Annotated in this window: 18 protein-coding genes and 1 tRNA gene; 7 read left to right on the forward strand and 12 right to left on the reverse strand. The window is 39.9% G+C overall.

Annotation, left to right across the window (positions count from 1 at the left end; translation table 11 throughout):
- Positions 1-33: 33 nt before the first annotated feature.
- Both B3H30_RS11030 and B3H30_RS11035 read right to left on the reverse strand, forming a co-directional pair.
- Positions 34-591, reverse strand: coding sequence for an RNA polymerase sigma-70 factor (locus B3H30_RS11030; protein WP_286777355.1), 558 nt, complete (start codon positions 589-591; stop codon positions 34-36).
- Between the two features lie 211 nt (positions 592-802).
- A complete protein-coding gene (locus B3H30_RS11035) occupies positions 803-1507 on the reverse strand; it encodes a TIGR00730 family Rossman fold protein (protein ID WP_046673602.1) in 705 nt (234 codons plus the stop codon).
- Positions 1508-1621: 114 nt separating this feature from the next.
- On the opposite strand from B3H30_RS11035, the gene recR reads away from it, so the two are divergent.
- Complete coding sequence (gene recR, locus B3H30_RS11040; RefSeq protein ID WP_046673482.1) at positions 1622-2236, forward strand: recombination mediator RecR; 615 nt, start codon at positions 1622-1624, stop codon at positions 2234-2236.
- Here the strand turns inward: recR and B3H30_RS11045 are convergent.
- The 3 genes from B3H30_RS11045 to B3H30_RS11055 are packed head-to-tail and all read right to left on the reverse strand — an operon-like array spanning position 2233 to position 4396.
- On the reverse strand, positions 2233-3429 hold the full coding sequence (locus tag B3H30_RS11045; protein ID WP_236560205.1) for an oxygenase MpaB family protein: 1197 nt from the start codon (positions 3427-3429) through the stop codon (positions 2233-2235). The two genes, recR and B3H30_RS11045, sit on opposite strands and share 4 nt — an antisense overlap.
- On the reverse strand, positions 3414-3767 hold the full coding sequence (locus tag B3H30_RS11050; RefSeq protein WP_070563983.1) for a hypothetical protein: 354 nt from the start codon (positions 3765-3767) through the stop codon (positions 3414-3416). The genes B3H30_RS11045 and B3H30_RS11050 overlap by 16 nt, the downstream gene beginning before the upstream one ends.
- A gap of 14 nt (positions 3768-3781) precedes the next feature.
- The gene (locus tag B3H30_RS11055) at positions 3782-4396 is read right to left on the reverse strand and encodes a hypothetical protein (protein ID WP_070563987.1); all 615 of its coding nucleotides are present in this window, start codon (positions 4394-4396) and stop codon (positions 3782-3784) included.
- A gap of 388 nt (positions 4397-4784) precedes the next feature.
- On the opposite strand from B3H30_RS11055, the gene B3H30_RS11060 reads away from it, so the two are divergent.
- Together B3H30_RS11060 and B3H30_RS11065 are read left to right on the forward strand one after the other, a co-directional pair.
- Positions 4785-5636: an AraC family transcriptional regulator gene (locus tag B3H30_RS11060; RefSeq protein WP_070563990.1), complete on the forward strand. Its 852-nt coding sequence runs from the start codon at positions 4785-4787 to the stop codon at positions 5634-5636.
- A gap of 76 nt (positions 5637-5712) precedes the next feature.
- The gene (locus B3H30_RS11065; protein WP_286767216.1) at positions 5713-6966 is read left to right on the forward strand and encodes an amidohydrolase; all 1254 of its coding nucleotides are present in this window, start codon (positions 5713-5715) and stop codon (positions 6964-6966) included.
- Between the two features lie 85 nt (positions 6967-7051).
- Here the strand turns inward: B3H30_RS11065 and B3H30_RS11070 are convergent, their stop codons facing one another.
- Positions 7052-7639, reverse strand: coding sequence for a hypothetical protein (locus B3H30_RS11070; protein ID WP_286776906.1), 588 nt, complete (start codon positions 7637-7639; stop codon positions 7052-7054).
- A 547-nt stretch (positions 7640-8186) separates the two neighbouring features.
- Between B3H30_RS11070 and B3H30_RS11075 the strand changes: the two genes are divergently transcribed.
- Positions 8187-8248 (forward strand) — tRNA-OTHER (locus B3H30_RS11075).
- Between the two features lie 14 nt (positions 8249-8262).
- On the opposite strand, the gene B3H30_RS11080 is transcribed toward B3H30_RS11075, so the two are convergent.
- On the reverse strand, positions 8263-8445 hold the full coding sequence (locus tag B3H30_RS11080) for a hypothetical protein (RefSeq protein WP_046673477.1): 183 nt from the start codon (positions 8443-8445) through the stop codon (positions 8263-8265).
- A 210-nt stretch (positions 8446-8655) separates the two neighbouring features.
- Between B3H30_RS11080 and B3H30_RS11085 the strand changes: the two genes are divergently transcribed.
- On the forward strand, positions 8656-9750 hold the full coding sequence (locus tag B3H30_RS11085; RefSeq protein WP_070563995.1) for a slipin family protein: 1095 nt from the start codon (positions 8656-8658) through the stop codon (positions 9748-9750).
- Positions 9751-9852: 102 nt separating this feature from the next.
- Positions 9853-11274, forward strand: a complete 1422-nt coding sequence (locus tag B3H30_RS11090; protein WP_070563998.1) for an RtcB family protein — start codon at positions 9853-9855, stop codon at positions 11272-11274.
- 60 nt (positions 11275-11334) lie between these two features.
- Here the strand turns inward: B3H30_RS11090 and B3H30_RS11095 are convergent, their stop codons facing one another.
- From B3H30_RS11095 to B3H30_RS11110, 4 genes are all read right to left on the reverse strand, one after another.
- Positions 11335-12627: a chloride channel protein gene (locus B3H30_RS11095; RefSeq protein ID WP_286709369.1), complete on the reverse strand. Its 1293-nt coding sequence runs from the start codon at positions 12625-12627 to the stop codon at positions 11335-11337.
- 92 nt (positions 12628-12719) lie between these two features.
- Positions 12720-13178, reverse strand: coding sequence for a GyrI-like domain-containing protein (locus B3H30_RS11100; protein WP_046673474.1), 459 nt, complete (start codon positions 13176-13178; stop codon positions 12720-12722).
- 61 nt (positions 13179-13239) lie between these two features.
- On the reverse strand, positions 13240-14097 hold the full coding sequence (locus B3H30_RS11105) for a DUF6265 family protein (protein WP_070564001.1): 858 nt from the start codon (positions 14095-14097) through the stop codon (positions 13240-13242).
- Positions 14098-14128: 31 nt separating this feature from the next.
- Positions 14129-14686, reverse strand: a complete 558-nt coding sequence (locus tag B3H30_RS11110; protein ID WP_070564004.1) for a DUF4256 domain-containing protein — start codon at positions 14684-14686, stop codon at positions 14129-14131.
- 133 nt (positions 14687-14819) lie between these two features.
- On the opposite strand from B3H30_RS11110, the gene B3H30_RS11115 reads away from it, so the two are divergent.
- Entirely contained in the window at positions 14820-15689 is an 870-nt protein-coding gene (locus B3H30_RS11115; RefSeq protein ID WP_070564007.1) for a DUF808 domain-containing protein, read from the forward strand.
- 75 nt (positions 15690-15764) lie between these two features.
- On the opposite strand, the gene B3H30_RS11120 is transcribed toward B3H30_RS11115, so the two are convergent.
- Positions 15765-17150 carry a WG repeat-containing protein gene (locus B3H30_RS11120; RefSeq protein ID WP_070564010.1) on the reverse strand — a complete coding sequence of 462 codons (1386 nt, stop codon included), beginning with the start codon at positions 17148-17150 and terminating at the stop codon, positions 15765-15767.
- Between the last annotated feature and the right edge of the window lie 114 nt (positions 17151-17264).

Consider the following 17264-nt stretch of genomic DNA (forward strand, 5'->3'; position numbering starts at 1 on the left):
TGGGTTGATACCCTGACAAGAAGAGAAAAAAAATCACAAAGTAATCAGAAAGCGCTGAATACCAGCGCGTATTTTTTTTAAGGCACGGCTTAATTGGGTTTCGACCGTTTTCACAGAGATGTTCATGTGCTCAGCGATCTGTTTATAAGTGAGTCCTTCTTCGCGGGATAATTTGAAAACAAGCTGGCATTTTTCGGGCAGTTCCGAAACAAGCTGATCCAGCCGAACTCGAAGTTCTTCAAACTGAAGCCAATCTTCCGTCGAGTTATCGAAATCGGCCCATTCCGTATCGTGTTTAAAAGCTTCCTGCTTGTATTGTTGCGCCAGATATTTAAAGACTTTGTATTTAACGGCCACAGCGAGGTAGGAGGCGAGATTGCTTTCAATTTGGAGTTGATGGCGTCTCAGCCAAAGCGAAGTAAAGATGTTTTGTACGATTTCCTGCGCGTCTTCCAGCGAATTTGTTTTGCGCGCAGCCTGGTAATAAAGCTTTTTCCAATAGCGATCATAAAAAGCTTCGAAAGCTAAGCTATCGTCTTGTTGAACCAATACAATCAACTCTTCATCTGAATGGCCTCCAAAATCTTTCATGCAAGACAATAATTTGTTTTTCTACGGTTAACGACGTGTAATGCGAATCGCGCCATAAATGTAGGGACTAAATTGGCAATAATGCAACTTTAATCTGTAAAAGCTGGTTTTGAACAGCTAAATACCTATTTTACAAAGACCAAGGGGAGGGCAAATAGGCAAAAAAAAAGAGTATCTGTTGATTCAGGTACTCTTTTTTTACGGGTACTTCTTAGAAGTTTGGTTTCAACAAGTATTTGTCGTAGAATCGGAAAATATGATCCGCAGCCTCTTCGGCAGTATCGACAATACGGTATAGTTTCAAATCTTCTTCGCTGATATATTTGTTAGGAATCATTGTATTCTGAACCCAGTCCATCAACCCTTTCCAATATTCAGAGCCAACCAACACGATCGGAAAACGTGCAATTTTGCCGGTTTGAATCAATGTGATTGCTTCAAAAAGCTCATCCATGGTTCCAAAGCCTCCTGGCATAACAATATAACCCTGAGAATACTTCATGAACATCACTTTTCTGACGAAAAAGTACTTGAATTCAAGTAGTTTGTCGCGATCAATATATTTGTTGTGAAACTGCTCAAATGGTAATTCAATATTTAGACCAACAGACTTTCCTCCGGATTCATAAGCACCTTTATTGGCTGCTTCCATAATTCCAGGTCCACCGCCCGAGATAATACCATAACCGCGTTCTGTCAATAAACTGGCAATATCGACCGCCATTTGATAATATTTGTGTTCACGTGGCGTACGTGCTGATCCAAATATCGATACACAGGGACCAATTTTTGCCAATTTCTCAAATCCGTCCACAAACTCTGACATCACTTTAAAAATCTGCCATGAGTCCTTAACTTTAATTTCCTGCCATGTTTTGTTTTCAAATGCGCGGATAATTTTATCTTCTTTTGTAATGTCCATATATAACGTTATACATTTAATTCTAAATTCCAATTTTTCAAAAAGGAATACAATATAGCTATTTTTTTAATAGTAGCTACTTTTTCTGATTATTCTTACATTTGCATTATGAATTTTTCTTCTAAACTTCTTGAGAATGCCGTCGCTGAATTTGGAAAACTACCAGGCGTAGGGCAAAAGACAGCATTACGACTGGTTTTGCATCTGCTGAAGCAATCCGATGCGGATGTAGCCCGTTTTACAGCCGCTATTGATCGCTTGAAAGAAGATATTCAGTATTGCCAGGAATGTTTCAATATTTCGGATCACAGTATATGTGAGATATGTGCCTCCTTTAAACGTGATAAAAGCTTGATTTGTGTTGTGGAAGATACACGTGATGTGATGGCCATTGAAAATACAAATTCCTATCAAGGTGTATATCATGTATTGGGTGGGTTAATTTCGCCAATGGACGGTATTGGTCCTGCGGATCTAAAAATTGAGGGATTACTCAATCGAATTCAAAGAGGTGAGGTGGAAGAAGTTATTCTGGCACTTTCAGCAACAATGGAAGGGGATACCACCATTTTTTATTTATATCGCAAATTGCGTGAGTTTGATGTTAAAATTACAACCATTGCCCGCGGTATAGCCTTTGGTGGTGAATTGGAATATGTGGATGAACTGACCTTAGGACGGTCCATTGCGACACGGGTGCCTTACGAGCGCAATGTTGGTTAATTGTATTTCAGATAGATTTGTTTCACACCCTCGTGTATCTTTCTTCCTTTGTCAATCTGTTGTTGTCGCCATAGGCTGTCGGTGATCATATGATTTGCTTTTTTATTTTTTAAGATATTCACATAAGCGATTTTACCGAGTACCGTTTTCCTTAAACCAAGTAATGAACACGAATAGTCTCCCAATAGATAATGATTGTAGTAGAGATGAATTTCACGCATAAGCTTTCGTCCCCATTTGTTTGTGGGGTAGGCTGCTTTAATGGGCTCTTCCATGAGCGCTTTTGCTAAGGCTAAACTATCCTGATCTCCTGATTGTTGGGTCATCGTCCAATAATATAACGCTTCAATAGCTTGCTCCTCGGTGTCGGGTAGCAATTGCGTGGGAATGCCCAGCAATGTCCCAATAAATTTCCAAACATGGAATAAACCATCAACCTCGCTTTTCAATATATTGAATTTCATGCGTTTTAGCCCTGTTAGATAAACAAGAGAGAATCCGAGGTTGGTCGCAAGCATATCCCAAGTGTTTAAAGGGATGCCCCATTTTTCTGTTTGCCACTGACCGTGCTTTAGAATATTTAACCGAGCATACGAATGGATACATCGGGTAAGTAGGATGGCCTCAATGCCGATATTACCCTTTTTCAGTGCATTGTTACCTGTGACGTCAACCCAAAAGGTGACCGTTTCGGTGAGCCTTTTGACAGCACCTTTTTTTAACGCACCTGTAAAAATTAGGGGTTTATTGATGGCACTGGATTCATAGCCCCCCATGAGGACATAGTCCCGTAATACGACAAGTCCTGATAAGCCCGAACGTTGGCTGAGGCCAATGCCTTGCTCTATTTTATCCCAATCTAACCAAGAGGGACTGAGATCCAATGTCTGTAGAAAATTCTGCAATATGGGTTCGTATGCGGCATCAATAGGCTTTCCTGCAAGTGCATCTTTAAGCAGTTGTTGACCTTGAGGGAAACCAATTTTTAGGTGGAGCTGTTCGACAAGCTGGTCGCAGCTATTGTCAAATTGATCGAGTAAAGGTACAAATTGATCGGCAGCAGCGATCGAAGGTTTAGTCGGCAATTTGCGAAGCAATTCCACGCCAAGACCTCTCGACCAATAGAAAGAAAATGAACTTGTATTAACTTGATAACGCTCGGGTATTCGCCTCTCTTTTATTGAGTTGTCCAAGATATATAACCTCCTGTTAATGTGATTGTATTGTTCGATTTATTGAATTTAAAGTCTATATAATCCGTTTGACAAGATAAAAGATCACTGCAGCAAAATTGACGGTCAATTTTAAAATGAAGTCTAAAAGAGCCACCTGTCTGATCAGCAAAAAAAGTCAGCCTGTTGACGCTAAAGTCACTTAAATGCGGGCCGCCATCTTTATCTTCCAATTGATCGATAACGTAATCATTGATTTCTTTCTGATGTTTGTCGACGAATGGTAGGAGCTCTTGATCGGTGAACGGTATGATTAAACTGTCTTTTTCTATCGCTATTCTGATGCTAATTTCTGCCATTTTATTATAGTGTGCTAATAAAGATCTCTCCAGTTTGGGATATATAGATTGAAAATTGCTTCTGTTTCCTTTCGGGTCTTATCCGCAAATTTACAGAAAGCCTTTAGAATAATTAGATTGATGTGTTCTTTTTTAAAATCTATGAGTCGATTTGAAAATTGAAATCCACCTTCAACGATTCTAAAATCACTTTTGGGTAGTTTACGGATGGTTACTGTTGCCACATCATATATATCCAATTGCTCCTCCCAGTAAGCAATTTGCTTGACGACTTCATGGTAGAGTAATTCCTGGCACCATTTGTACAGTAAGTTCAAGGTATTTGTGTTCTTCTTTTGATATACACATATGCTCGTTGCTGTCAATTCAACAGTTGGTAGCATTGCGGACGGATAAATCTTGACCAAATAAGGTTTTCCAAATAGGTAGTAGGGATCTTCCAGATAGGAATAGGATGAATCTTCCGATTTATTTTCTGGAGGATTTAGCTTAATGTACTCTTTGAGGAAAGCAACATCGCAATGCGCTGGAGCATATACACGATAGGGTGATGAACTACCTAGAATCTGGATGTAATCTTTATTCCAAAGTACTATTTCGTAAAATATACTCCCTATTTCAATTTGCATGTTTCGATCTTAAGTTGGAAATGAGGCATAGGCATTCGACCTAAATCAGACCCTATAAACTATTTCAAAGTAACGTTTTTTTGATATTAATCAATAATGATAATCGTAACAATTTCTGTCAATAATTGCGGGCAAGCTTAAGGGCTTCGTTAGAAAAAATTATAGCCTATTAGTAATCAACTTCGGACTGTAAGCAGTATGTCTGTACGATGAAGCCATGGTAGTTGCACATAAAAAAGGTGGACTCAACGTGGACTTACTGTGGACTCACTGTGTTTACAGTATTAAGCTGGTCATAAGTTGGAAGTAATTTTTAGTATTGTTACCAGCTCTCACTAGCTTTTGTTTTTTGTTTTAATATTTAGATACTATCTTTGGAATACTGTTTATGTATCAACCCAACGACCATTTTCCAATACTAGATCTGCAAAAATTCCAGGAAGGGATTATTGCGGATTGTGACCTGCTTTTTCACGAACTTATTGGTCCTCGGGAAATTAATGAGCCGCATAAACATGATTTTTTTATTCTCTTATTATTTGAAGAGTCTGTAGGTACGCATACCATAGACTTCGATCACTTTACGCTTGGATGTAATCAATTACATCTCGTTTTTCCAGGTCAGGTACATCAGTGGAAGATGGACGACTCGACCCATGCATTGCAGCTCATGATCAGCAGACGTTGGTTCGAAAGCTTATTACCTGCATTGCGATTTCCTATTTCTTATTATCTAAAGCATTTGGTCATTGATCTTTCAGCGATCCACTTTCAGTCGCTATCGGCAGAATTTAAAGCAATTGCAGCTGATCTAGCGGACGATCATATCCTATGGGAATTGATTTACGCGCGGGTTAAAGTAATTGCCCTTCTGATTAGCAAGATCGTTCAGGATAATTATCATGATTATGAACAACATCAGGATAATCCGATTGTGGCAAAATTTGTTCAGCTTATCGATGAATGGTATAAAAGTGAAAAATCCGTTGCTTTTTATGCCGAGAAGCTAAATATATCCGCAAACTATCTGAATGTGTTAAGTAATCGGGTGTTACACAAGTCAGCTTCATTTTTGATTCAGGAACGCGTGTTATTGGAAGCAAAGCGCTTGCTTAAAATTTCGGATAAAACGATCAAAGCTATTGTCTTTGATCTGGGATTTTACGATAATGCAAGCTTCAGCAAGTTTTTTAAATGCCATACAAATATGACACCAAGTCAGTTTAAAGCGCAGCCATAATTTCTACACAAGCTGTGATAATTCATACAAGGATCATTGTCCCAAATCACTTAGCTTTGGTGAAAATGATTTAAGCATGAATGAAATCAATCAAAATCAAGATACTTATTTGTTGAGGAACGTATTGCTAGAAACAGGCTTTCTTTATGAGAAGGAAGAAATTGTTGCTACGAAAACGGCATTATTTGATATTCAAATCGAGGCAAATAAAATAAAAAATATAGAGCCAGCGCAATCGGGGATTGACGGAAAAGGCTTCGACATGAAAGGTAAATTGGCCTTACCGCCATTCCGTGACATGCACATTCATTTAGATAAAACTTTATACGGCCTGCCCTGGAAGGCGGTATTTCCAAAAAACAGGACTGTAAAAGATATGATTGCCAAGGAACAGATCATCATCCCTGAATTGTTGAAAACCTCTGTCGAACGGGCCGAAAAATTGATTGCGCTATTGCAGGGCTACGGAACAAATTTTGCGCGCGCACATTTTAATGTAGACCCAACATCGGGGACGAAGTCATTGGAACATCTGTTACAGGCACTGGAACATTTAAAGTATTCCTTTGCTGCAGAACTGGTCGCATTCCCCCAACATGGTCTATTCTATACAGAATCCGCGAAGTTAATGGAGGAAGTTGCAAAATGGGAACAGGTGGATTTTATCGGTGGTTTGGATCCCTTTAGTATTGACGGCAGTATCGAGAAACCGATGGACTTGACGGTTCGACTTGCATTGGACAATAACAAGGGAATCGATATCCACTTGCATGAAGGTGGAGAATCAGGTGTTAAAACTATGGAATATTTGATTGATAAAGCATTGGAAAACCCCGCATTACAGGGACGCACATTTATCAGTCATGCTTTCGCCTTAGGCTACCTGCCGAAAAAAGACTTAGAACACATAGCCGAACGACTGGCAGAAGCGAAAGTCGGTATATGCAGTTCGGTTCCTTTCCGCAATATGTTGATGCCATTTCGGGAACTGAAAAAGGCGGGAGTGGAAGTTTTTGTGGGGAACGACAATGTTCAGGATCATTGGGGTACTTTTGGTAGTGGTAATATGCTTCAGAAAGCCAATCTAGCCGCGCAATTATATGGTTATGAAACTGAATTCGAGCTATCTCGTTGCCTTTGTTATGCGACCAATGGCAAAATCCCGCTTGATGACCACGGGAATTCGGTATGGCCGAAAGTAGGAGATGATGCTAGCCTTCTTTTTGTCGACGCGAGTTGTTCAGCAGAAGCAGTTTCTCGGATCTCGACCGTCCATGGGCTTATTCATCAGGGAAATCTCGTCAAATGGAACAATAGTTCACAAGCTTGATTAAAATAGCACATAATAAGAACATTTGACATGCCAATTTATCGTCTGGGGAATTGGCATGCTCATTTTTTAGGAGGGATTACGGTTAATGTAGGAAAGTCGTCTTGCAGTAGTCTATTTTATAAGAACCTTGCTCATGGACCAATTGAACCTCGTTTTTGGTTCGGATATTATCGCCGTAATCAATAAATACGATAAACTTGCTCTCCGTTATTTTGTCGATTTTAACATCCTTGATATCCAATGCGTCGTCATTACCTCTTCCAAATAACCAGGTTTCCGCTGTATATAAGGGATAGATTTTTTCCCATTTAGCTTTGTAAGCTGCTTCAGCTTTGGGCAGTTCTTCATCTGTGAGGTTAGATGGCCCGTAAATTTCATTGGCATCTTTTAAGAACGCCTGAAAGCGTTTGGTACATAAGGCATCTTCTTTGTCCAGATAGTAACAATATTTGCCGGATGCAGAACTTTTACATTTAAAAATCTCTTTTAACCAATCTTCCGCTTGCTGATGCTGAGCAATTGTCGTGTTTTGCTTCGCTGTGCCTGTGCCGTCGTTGATTAAAACCTGCTTTGCAGGATGTTCCACTGCAGTGCTTTTATGGTTTTTCGTTGGATTTATACAGCTCGCTAGCATGTAAAACAGCAGTATTGTTGCATACAAACTTTTCATCTTTTGATATCGTCTTTTATTTGGGTGTAAAATTAGGATATAAATCCCATAACACGATCACGGATTACCGCTATATTTCTACAGCATATTTACCAAAAAATCCTATTTCCCATTCTTGTTGAAATAAAGCAAAGCTCTGTGTGCCGATCGTGTGGCGTATAAACGCAATACATCTGCGTAGTTAAGAGTCCCTTGTTTCTTTCTGATGCTAATTATTTATTTTTAATTGCTGTATAACAGCATTTTATGTTTTCTCTATATTTTTTTTACTTCTTTTTTTTTCTACGCAAATTCCCTGCGCATTAACCCAACGATATTTGTAATGTCAACAATGACAAACGTTCTTTGATGAAATTATAGCGAATAGCTTTAAGATATATACTTCTTGATGAAGTATTAAAGAAGCCTTTCTTCTTCAGTTGCATCCTGGTCACCTGTTTCAGTATAGCAGGTTAGTATTGTTCTCTATGAGAATCAATATACTGATAAAACGAGAAGTTGAAAGGAAAGTGCTCGTGTTAGAGGTTCGAGTCCTCTCCCGTAAAAAGGTAGCTCAAGGGTAGAGCAGAGCAGATAGTTGTGGGTCGTAGGTTCGATTCCTACTCCTGAGCAATCAGGATAGTTCAGTCTGGGTAGAACAACAGCTCAATCGTGTGGGTTCGAATCCCACTTCCATTTTCGGATGGAATAGCATAAGGGTATTGCACCGAACTGTCCATTCGGACATTCAAAGTTAAGACCTTCTTTAAAAAGGTCATTTGGTAGAAGCTTGCTATCTTTTTATCCTGCTTATGCGCTGTTTTCATGCGACTATGCAATTGATTGATGGCCTGAGATTCCTAAGATGTGGTATTTGAATTTATACTAAAAAGTCGTGACCAATAAGATGGGGTATTTGTTCACCGACTTTTGATTTTAAAAGCGGATACTTGGGCTTTTGAATCCCGCTTGAGGTCAAGGGATAAAAAATAGCAGGTTTTATAATAGCAATAATGAAAATTTAAAAGAATATACAAATGAAAAGAGTACAGATAACTACAGCGGAAATCGGATTGGTTATTAAAAACAATATGGTGGTCCGTGTTTTAAAATCCGGTAACTATTGGTTGGGATTTGGTGAAAAACTGGAGAAATATACAACTACTCATTCATTTCCTTCCGATCGTAATATCGATGTGCTTTTGCAGTTGGCAGGTTTTAGTGAATTGGTTGACATCGTTGAGGTGGGCGATACGGAGATTTGTCTTGTTTTTTTGAATAATAATTTCGAAAAGACATTAGCCTCCGGCAGACATGTTTTTTGGAAGGAATTGCGTGAACGCAGATTTCAACTGGAAGACATTGCGGAGATTGAGGTTCCGGCATCTTTAAATCGTCAGTTGTTGGAGAAACAGAGTTTGAGCTATTATGTACGTCAGTATAAAATTGAACCAAATGAGAAAGCCCTGCTTTTTGTAGACGGTGTGTTTGTGGATATCTTGAAGTCGGGAACGTATTATTGGTGGAAGAATGCAAAAACCATAGCGATTTCAAAAGCTGATATGCGGGTTTTGACCTTGGAGGTGGTAGGACAGGAGATCTTGTCTAAAGATAAAGCACAGATCAGAATCAATTTCACGCTGCAATATCAGATTGTGGATATTGTCAAAGCACTATTGAATAATAAAGACCACGAGAAGCAATTGTATTCGTTGATGCAGTTGACCCTACGGTCCTATATCGGGCAGATGACGTTAGACGAGCTGATGGAGCGGAAGACTGAAATACAAGGCTATATCTTAGAAAATACATTACAACAGGTTGCGAGCATGGGACTAACACTGTTGACCTGCGGTGTTAAAGATGTTATTTTACCAGGGGATGTGCGGGACATCATGAACCAGGTGTTGATTGCAGAGAAGAGGGCGCAGGCAAATAGCATCATGCGTCGCGAAGAGACCGCTTCGACACGGAGTCTGTTGAATACGGCGAAACTGATGGAAGAAAACAGTATGTTGTTTAAGTTGAAGGAAATGGAATATGTCGAAAAGATCGCAGAAAAGATCAATACGATTTCGGTTTCCGGAAATGGACAGATTGTTGACCAACTCAAACAATTGTTTGTGAAATAAAAGATTATTAAATTGAAAGAGGTGCAGGTAGCAACGTAAAGAGCTGTTGTTACCTGCTTTGGAGGATTTGTAAAGCTACTCTATAAATTAGAAAGTAAGAAAATGGAAAATAAGAGAATAAACGGCAATGACTTAATTGCTTTGGGATATAAAGAAAATCATAGCTTGGGAGTAGCACTGAAGATCAACAGTAAAAGACACGGTTTTACGCGGGCAGAAATGCTTGAAAAGTTTAAAGCTGTTTTGGAAAATCCGACCAGCTATTCTGATGATGCTGTTTTCGGAATTTTAGCGAGTGCTCTGCTTGGGCAAGAGGCAATTGACAAGTCATTAATTGTCTTGAACGAAAACCCGGCGGATTATACCATTTACGGTTCGTCTGAAATTGAAACAGGGGCGAAAGCACAGATGAATATCGCCATGAAATTACCAGTTTCGGTTGCCGGAGCATTGATGCCAGACGCCCATCAAGGATACGGATTGCCAATCGGAGGAGTTCTGGCGACAAATAATGCCGTGATCCCTTATGGTGTTGGTGTCGATATTGGCTGTCGCATGGCTTTGTCCATCTTTGATCTACCGGGTTCATTTGTGGAGCACAATATAATGACGCTGAAAGATATTATTCTACGAAACAGTAAATTTGGGGCTGGTAATGGATACCTGAGACATGAACGCGTAGATCATGCTGTACTGGAAAACAAATTATTCAATGAGAATAGTTTACTTTCCTCCTTGAAGGATAAAGCCTGGACCCAATTGGGCTCTTCCGGTGGGGGGAATCATTTTGTGGAATTTGGTATAGTCGAATTTGAGGAAAGAGATGAGGTTTTAAACATTGATAGCGGCAGTTATTTGGGTTTGTTGACACATTCGGGTTCAAGAGGAATGGGCGCTACCCTAGCAGCACATTATACCAAGCTGGCCAAATCCCTGTGTAAGTTACCTTATCAAGCGGAAAATCTGGCTTATTTGGACCTGGATAGCCATGAGGGACAGGAGTATTGGCTGGCCATGAATCTCGCTGGCGATTATGCGTCAGCCTGCCACGAAGTGATCCATGACAAGATCACGTTGGCTTTAGGAGCTGAATTGTTGGCGAAAGTTGAAAATCACCACAATTTTGCATGGAAGGAAACTTGGAATGGTCAAGATGTTATTGTACACCGAAAGGGTGCGACGCCCGCTGCAAAAGGGGTAATGGGGATTATTCCGGGCTCCATGGCGACACCAGGGTTTTTGGTTCGCGGAAAAGGGGAGTCGAATGCTATACAATCGGCATCTCATGGGGCAGGTCGACTGATGAGCCGTACACAAGCGATTAAAACCTTATCTTCCCATGACCTTCATGCGATGCTTAAAGATCAAGGTGTTATGCTGCTTGGAGCAGGGATGGATGAAGCGCCGATGGCCTATAAAGACATCCACACTGTCATGGCTTCACAAAAAGATCTTGTTGATGTCGTGGCAAAATTTTCGCCCAAGATTGTCCGCATGGCAGATGATGGGAGCAGAGAAGACTAATGGCAAGAAAAAGCGGCTCAGATTGATGTCTGAGCCGCTTTCGTATTTAATTTCTTTTGATTACCTGGCCGTCGCCACTTCCTTATAGGTGTATACGTTATAAGGATATAGTTTTTTAGCTAGCGTTTTCGCAATAAAACTGCTGATGAGTAGGGGGGCTAGTAATAAATATCCGGAAGGAACAAGGCTTGCAATAATAAAGATCGCCGTGAAAGGTGCATGTATAGCCGCAGAAAGCATTGCTGCAGCACCAAAAAGGGCAAAATTAATAACCACCAATTGTGTGCCTAGATAATGGTTGCAAAGCTGTGCAAACAAAACGCCTAACAATGTACCTGTAACAATACTGGGGGCAAAAACGCCGCCGTCACCACCAGCACCTAGCGTCAGAGAAGCCACAAAAGGTTTTAAGAGAACAAGCAGGATCAACGGAAGAAAGTAAAGTAAATTGACAGAATCATGCAGACTGCTTTTTAGAACCTCTCCAAGACCATGATAGCTGTCGCCATAGAGTACCGGTAAGAAAAAGATAAATGTTCCAACGGTGATTGCACCCAAGTTGACACGGATAAAATTACTTTTTATGCCTGCAAAATAGGACTTCGCATAAATTACCGTTTTAGTAAAATATAATGCTAAAATCCCGCCAATCAATCCCAAAATAGCGACAAAAGGGATCGCTTGCCATCGCCATGCTTTTACCTCAAATTTAAACAAAGGACTTGCGTCAAGATAATAGACAAATACGGAAGCCAGGGCCATTGAAGTTAGTCCGCTAATGAGCAAGGTCTTGTTATATCTGCGTGCAATTACCTCAAAAGCAAAAAGAAAACCACCCAATGCACTTCCAAACAACAGGGTGACTCCAGCGATTACGCCAGCGCAGATCAACTCGGTTTTGTAAGCCCAAGCTGGATGTAATCGCTTATACGCTTGGTTACCCACCGTGGCTGATGCAACAACTGTAGAAACTTCAACACCGGTTGACCCACCAAAAACTACCGTTAGAAAACCATTGATATAATGTGAAGGAATCTTAAAAAAAGGTAAATGGTCTTTTCTTGTTTCTAGTGTCGTATAAATTTCTTTGATCCCTTTGTTTTTTCTGTTTTGAAAAGCGTATTTCCGTAAGAAGTAAATCGCTGTAATACCTATGCTGGGTAAAACAATAAAAAGTTTGGCATCCCAGGAAGATACACTTTCAAACAATTCTTCCTGTACATAAGCTGTGCTGTGTTTGAGGCTGTATGCCAATACACAACAAACGATACTGACGAGCGCTGAACTTCCAATTAATTTTAGATAGCTATATCGAACAACTTTTTTTCTGTATGTCGTATTGCCTTGCATCATGTTTTTCTTTAAATCGACACAAAGGTAAGGGTTATTTAGTTTAAAATAAACGATAAATACCTTAACACATACGTTTTGTTACGATAAAGACCCTAATGAATGCCTATGTATATATCCACCTTTGCATCGTGTGGGTTTTGGGCTTTTTCGCCATATATTTCGAGGTCTGCGGCATACGTTCTGGGTAAATCCGAACGCCATATCCTTTGCCAAGTTTCATAAACGATGCCATCTTCCAAATTTCCTTCTGCTGTAAAATGTCGGTAATGGTTTTCAGCGATATGAATACCGTCCAAGTCTTCGGGTAGTTCTTCAAGATTGCTGACTTTACAGCCTAATAAAGTCGTATAAGGCAATGTGTGATCTTTTTCATATTCGGTATAGATACAATAGAGTTCGCTGGATATCTTGTTGGGAATACGGCTCAACACATCTTCTTTAAAAAAGCGGGCCCAAAGTTCTGGAATGTCTTTCGCCGCCTGCCCATTTTGGTTGCTTGTACGGATGGCAAGACCTATTATACTGAATGAAGGGATTATTTTATTATTCATTTCGCTTAGTTTTCCCCAAAGTTAGATCGGCCAATGACAACCCTATGTCATGACCAAAGGGCTAATGTTGTTTTTTCCAGATTTTATCTACTTGGGACAGATATTCTGCCAAGGCAGCTGAACCATACCAGGGGTAAAACGAAGCTTCTAAGAGGCCGTTTTTTATCGCTGGATCGTTCTCTAAAATATGCTTTGCCGCATCAGTTGAAGCCATGTTATTTAAGATAAAAAGGCCCCGAAAGTTGTCGTCATTTTTTCCAAATGGGCCAGCAACAATCAATTGCCCATTTTTTACGAGACGATTGATATTTTCCATGTGACCTTTGAAACATTCATTAATGAATTGTTTGTCTGTTGTTTTATTCTCGCCAGTTTTGAGGAGGACAAAGATGTAGGATTTCATTCCATAATCATCAGCCCCCAATTTTTTTGCGAGCTCTTGATCGTAATTTGGGTTTCCTTCAGTCGTGGTCGGTGCAATTCTGCTCGCATAAAAAGACCTGGCTCTTCCCGATTTTCCTTCCACTACAATGTGAAGTCGGTTTGTGGCGACTGGTGTGTACCGAATGTAATTGGGGAAATCATGGGCCTCATTGATAAACGTATAGGTACTATCCTGATAACTTAGCTCAAAATTGACTTCTTTTCCATGGTTTTGTCCGATGACCAGTGCTGTGTATACAACTTTATCCTTTATTTTGGTCAATTTTAGGTATTCACTGACGATCTTTTGCCCATTTTTCAACGTATAGGAAAGTCCCTTTAATTCGTGTTCATTTATACGATCCCATTGTTCGTATTGCTCTTTATTGTCCACCTTCCATGTCCCTTCCAAGAACGATGGAAAAGATACTTGTGAAAAAAGCGGTTGGGCAGCTCCCCAGCAAAAGAGCAGGGTGGCTATTACAATTGTTTTCATATAGGTTTTAAATTTTGAAGGTTAGGGACTTTTAAAGAAAAAGTATGCAGCGAAATCCACGTGCGGCATAATAGGAGATTGCGCCATTATGATAGGTAAAGACTTGGTTGTAACGTCGGTCACAGAATAAGGCACCTCCAAGCTTGCGGATGGCATCTGGTGTTTGTATCCAGCTGGAAGTTTTTAAATCAAATTCACCTAATTGTTGAAGTTGGCGATATTGTTCTTCATTTAGTAGCTCAGTCCCCATTTTCTTAGCTTCTTCCACAGCATTCCCAATAGGCTTGTTTTCTTTCCTTTCATCCATGGCTCTTTGGTCAAAACAGAGGCTTCTTCTTCCTTTGGGACTTTCTTCAGCACAATCCACAAAAGCATACTGTTCTTTGTTTGCATCAATCAGAATAAGGTCGGGTTCGCCAGCGCTCTTTTCCATTTGGAACAAGCTCCACAATTTCTTGGGATTTTCAAGTAATTTATGCGCAACATCATCCCAACTGATCTGTGGATGTCTTTTAGGAAATTTCTGAAACCTTTGTTTTAGTGTTTCAAGTAGCATTGACTGTTCCTGCAGTGTAAGTGAATTTTTCATAACGGTTGTCCTTGTGGTATTAAAATTACGTATTTAAATCAAATGTAATGTAGCTTAATATTACAAATGGATTAAATTCTTTAGTTCAAAATTGAATTAAATTTATATTTTTACGTTCAATTTTTATATAAATATGGCTTCAGGAATATTTGCAATACTAGATGATATTGCAGCGTTGATGGATGATGTAGCAGTGGCGAGCAAAATCGCAACAAAAAAAACTGCTGGAATCTTAGGTGACGATTTAGCGGTAAATGCAGAGAAAGCGACTGGTTTTTTGGCTTCACGTGAGCTCCCAGTTTTATGGGCAATTACAAAGGGTTCGCTGCTCAATAAGTTGATCATTGTACCTATTGCTTTATTACTGAACGTCTTTTTTCCAATTGCCATCAAATATATTTTAATTTTGGGTGGTTTCTACCTTGCTTTTGAAGGTGTTGAAAAGATTATTGAATACCTGTTTCACCGCAAACATGCTACAGAAGAAACGAAAGTAGAGACTGTCGTTGCTGAAAACTCAGTTGCTGTTGAAAAAGCGAAGGTAAAATCGGCTATCACGACAGATTTTATTCTTTCCGTGGAGATCGTCATTATCGCTTTAGGAACAGTTCTTGGAAAAAGCTTGTCCTTACAAATTATTACGGTTTCGCTTGTTGCTTTTTTAGCCACAGTTGGAGTCTATGGTATTGTGGCACTTATCGTTCGGATGGACGATGCGGGTTATAAATTGATTAAAACCTCCCGTGAGAAAGGCCCTGTAGCGAGTTTAGGTCGTTTTTTAGTCCGCGCACTGCCTTTTGTTATCAAGTTATTGGCTGTGGTTGGTACATTTGCTTTAATTTTAGTTTCAGGCGGAATATTTGCGCATTATATTGATTTCTTACATCACGCGCTACCCGCTCTGCCAAGCATGCTAAAAGAGCTGTTATTTGGCCTAGGTGGAGGCATAATTGTGGTGATTTTATTTACGATCGGCAAAATGCTGTTTAAAAAGAAAAAATAACCTTATACTGATCATTGATGATCAGCAACCAAAAAGGCAACAGATAGATCTGTTGCCTTTTTTGGTTGCTGATGTTTAAATTATATCTGTTGCCTCTGCCGCAGCATCTATTTCCACACGTTCGCCTTTTGTATTAATCAAAATTACATCGTCCGAATCCGCTAATGAAACAGAAGCCACGCCATCGCTGAACGAGGTAGCTCCACTGTATATAAATGGTATTGCAACTTTTCCCTGACCATCTAAATACCCATACTTTCCACCTTTGCTTGCAAGGAAAAGATTGGGTTCTTCGGTAATTGAAATCAAATCGTAGTCGGGCGCAACGATTTTATTGGTCTTAATATCAGTAAGATTATACTTGTCGTTTTCAATGCTGACGAAATGCGTTGCATTGTTTTCAGAAATAAAGCTATACGTTGCCGGGACAATTATTTTACCCGCTTGATTCAATATGCCATATTTATCTTTCACTTGAAATACAGCATAGCCCCCGTTAATGAATGATATCATATCATAATTTGCTGGGATCAAAATTTTACCAGACTTATCCATGACCCCATATTTTTCGTTTAGTCCAAAAACCAGTTGGCCAAGATGGTCATCGTAACCTAAATAATCGTATCGGAAGGGGAGGATTGGTTTACCGGTGAGATTAATGGCACCATATTTTTCATCTTTATATTGAACTATACTCAGGTCGCCAACAAATGGAGCAATGTAAAGGTATTGTGCTGGCACAATTGTTTTTTCATCGCCGTCTTTTACCCCCAAAAGGCTAGTTGCAGCATCTTCAAATAAATAGAGATTTTCAGCAATCTGGTTGCTATCTTCCGCATCCTCTTCGTCATCATAAATGGATGCTACTTGTTCATAATCCTCAGGTACAATAAAATCCTTTTCGTCCAGTTGGCTATCGGTGATGTTCTGCGCAATCATATTCATGCCAAGCGGTGTTGTTAGCTGCAGCACAGCCCCAGGTATTTTTTTGAACAGATCAAAGCCCTCCCAATAGGCGACTGGCAGTTTATCGCTATACCAAATCGATAGGGTACTGTTTTCCGCGTTATCTTCCGAAATAGGAATTTCTACCTGCGCTAGTTTGCAGGGATAACCAGCGATCATTTTCGTCTGGTTTGGGACGAGTTTGATCGCATGTGAGCTAAGCTCATTTTCTTTCACGACATATTTTGCCAGTCCTGGGTATAATATAACCGATTGCTCTTCATTTTTTTTAACGAGAAAGATGGACTCTTCGCCGTCTCCGGAAGCCGATACAACTTTTATTTTATCATTGTTAACATAAGCTTCGTAGACAGAAACTGGAGCTGCTTGCGCTTCTTCGCTGGGATCGACGGAATAGGTAATGGCATAGTTGATCTTGAATGCTTTATTGATTTGTGCAAACGACATGCTGCTGGCCGCCAAGATAGCTACGAACGATAGGGATATTTTTTTCATCTTCTTAAACTTTGAAAGACAAATATCCTGATTCAATGTAAGGTGTTATATCCCTGAAATCCGTTATTTAATGATAAATCGAAATCGAGCCGATCTCATGCAACGATCTTCAGG

It is taken from the genome of Sphingobacterium sp. UBA7038 (assembly GCF_002494055.1).
GTDB lineage: Bacteria > Bacteroidota > Bacteroidia > Sphingobacteriales > Sphingobacteriaceae > Sphingobacterium > Sphingobacterium multivorum.

Coding starts and splice junctions, on each gene's coding strand:
- B3H30_RS11030 (WP_286777355.1), bottom strand. CDS start 591: ATGAAAGATTTTGGAGGCCATTCAGATGAAGAGTTGATTGTATTGGTT.
- recR (WP_046673482.1), top strand. CDS start 1,622: ATGAATTTTTCTTCTAAACTTCTTGAGAATGCCGTCGCTGAATTTGGA.
- B3H30_RS11050 (WP_070563983.1), bottom strand. CDS start 3,767: ATGGCAGAAATTAGCATCAGAATAGCGATAGAAAAAGACAGTTTAATC.
- B3H30_RS11055 (WP_070563987.1), bottom strand. CDS start 4,396: ATGCAAATTGAAATAGGGAGTATATTTTACGAAATAGTACTTTGGAAT.
- B3H30_RS11060 (WP_070563990.1), top strand. CDS start 4,785: ATGTATCAACCCAACGACCATTTTCCAATACTAGATCTGCAAAAATTC.
- B3H30_RS11065 (WP_286767216.1), top strand. CDS start 5,713: ATGAATGAAATCAATCAAAATCAAGATACTTATTTGTTGAGGAACGTA.
- B3H30_RS11070 (WP_286776906.1), bottom strand. CDS start 7,639: ATGAAAAGTTTGTATGCAACAATACTGCTGTTTTACATGCTAGCGAGC.
- B3H30_RS11080 (WP_046673477.1), bottom strand. CDS start 8,445: ATGAAAACAGCGCATAAGCAGGATAAAAAGATAGCAAGCTTCTACCAA.
- B3H30_RS11085 (WP_070563995.1), top strand. CDS start 8,656: ATGAAAAGAGTACAGATAACTACAGCGGAAATCGGATTGGTTATTAAA.
- B3H30_RS11090 (WP_070563998.1), top strand. CDS start 9,853: ATGGAAAATAAGAGAATAAACGGCAATGACTTAATTGCTTTGGGATAT.
- B3H30_RS11095 (WP_286709369.1), bottom strand. CDS start 12,627: ATGATGCAAGGCAATACGACATACAGAAAAAAAGTTGTTCGATATAGC.
- B3H30_RS11100 (WP_046673474.1), bottom strand. CDS start 13,178: ATGAATAATAAAATAATCCCTTCATTCAGTATAATAGGTCTTGCCATC.
- B3H30_RS11105 (WP_070564001.1), bottom strand. CDS start 14,097: ATGAAAACAATTGTAATAGCCACCCTGCTCTTTTGCTGGGGAGCTGCC.
- B3H30_RS11110 (WP_070564004.1), bottom strand. CDS start 14,686: ATGAAAAATTCACTTACACTGCAGGAACAGTCAATGCTACTTGAAACA.
- B3H30_RS11115 (WP_070564007.1), top strand. CDS start 14,820: ATGGCTTCAGGAATATTTGCAATACTAGATGATATTGCAGCGTTGATG.
- B3H30_RS11120 (WP_070564010.1), bottom strand. CDS start 17,150: ATGAAAAAAATATCCCTATCGTTCGTAGCTATCTTGGCGGCCAGCAGC.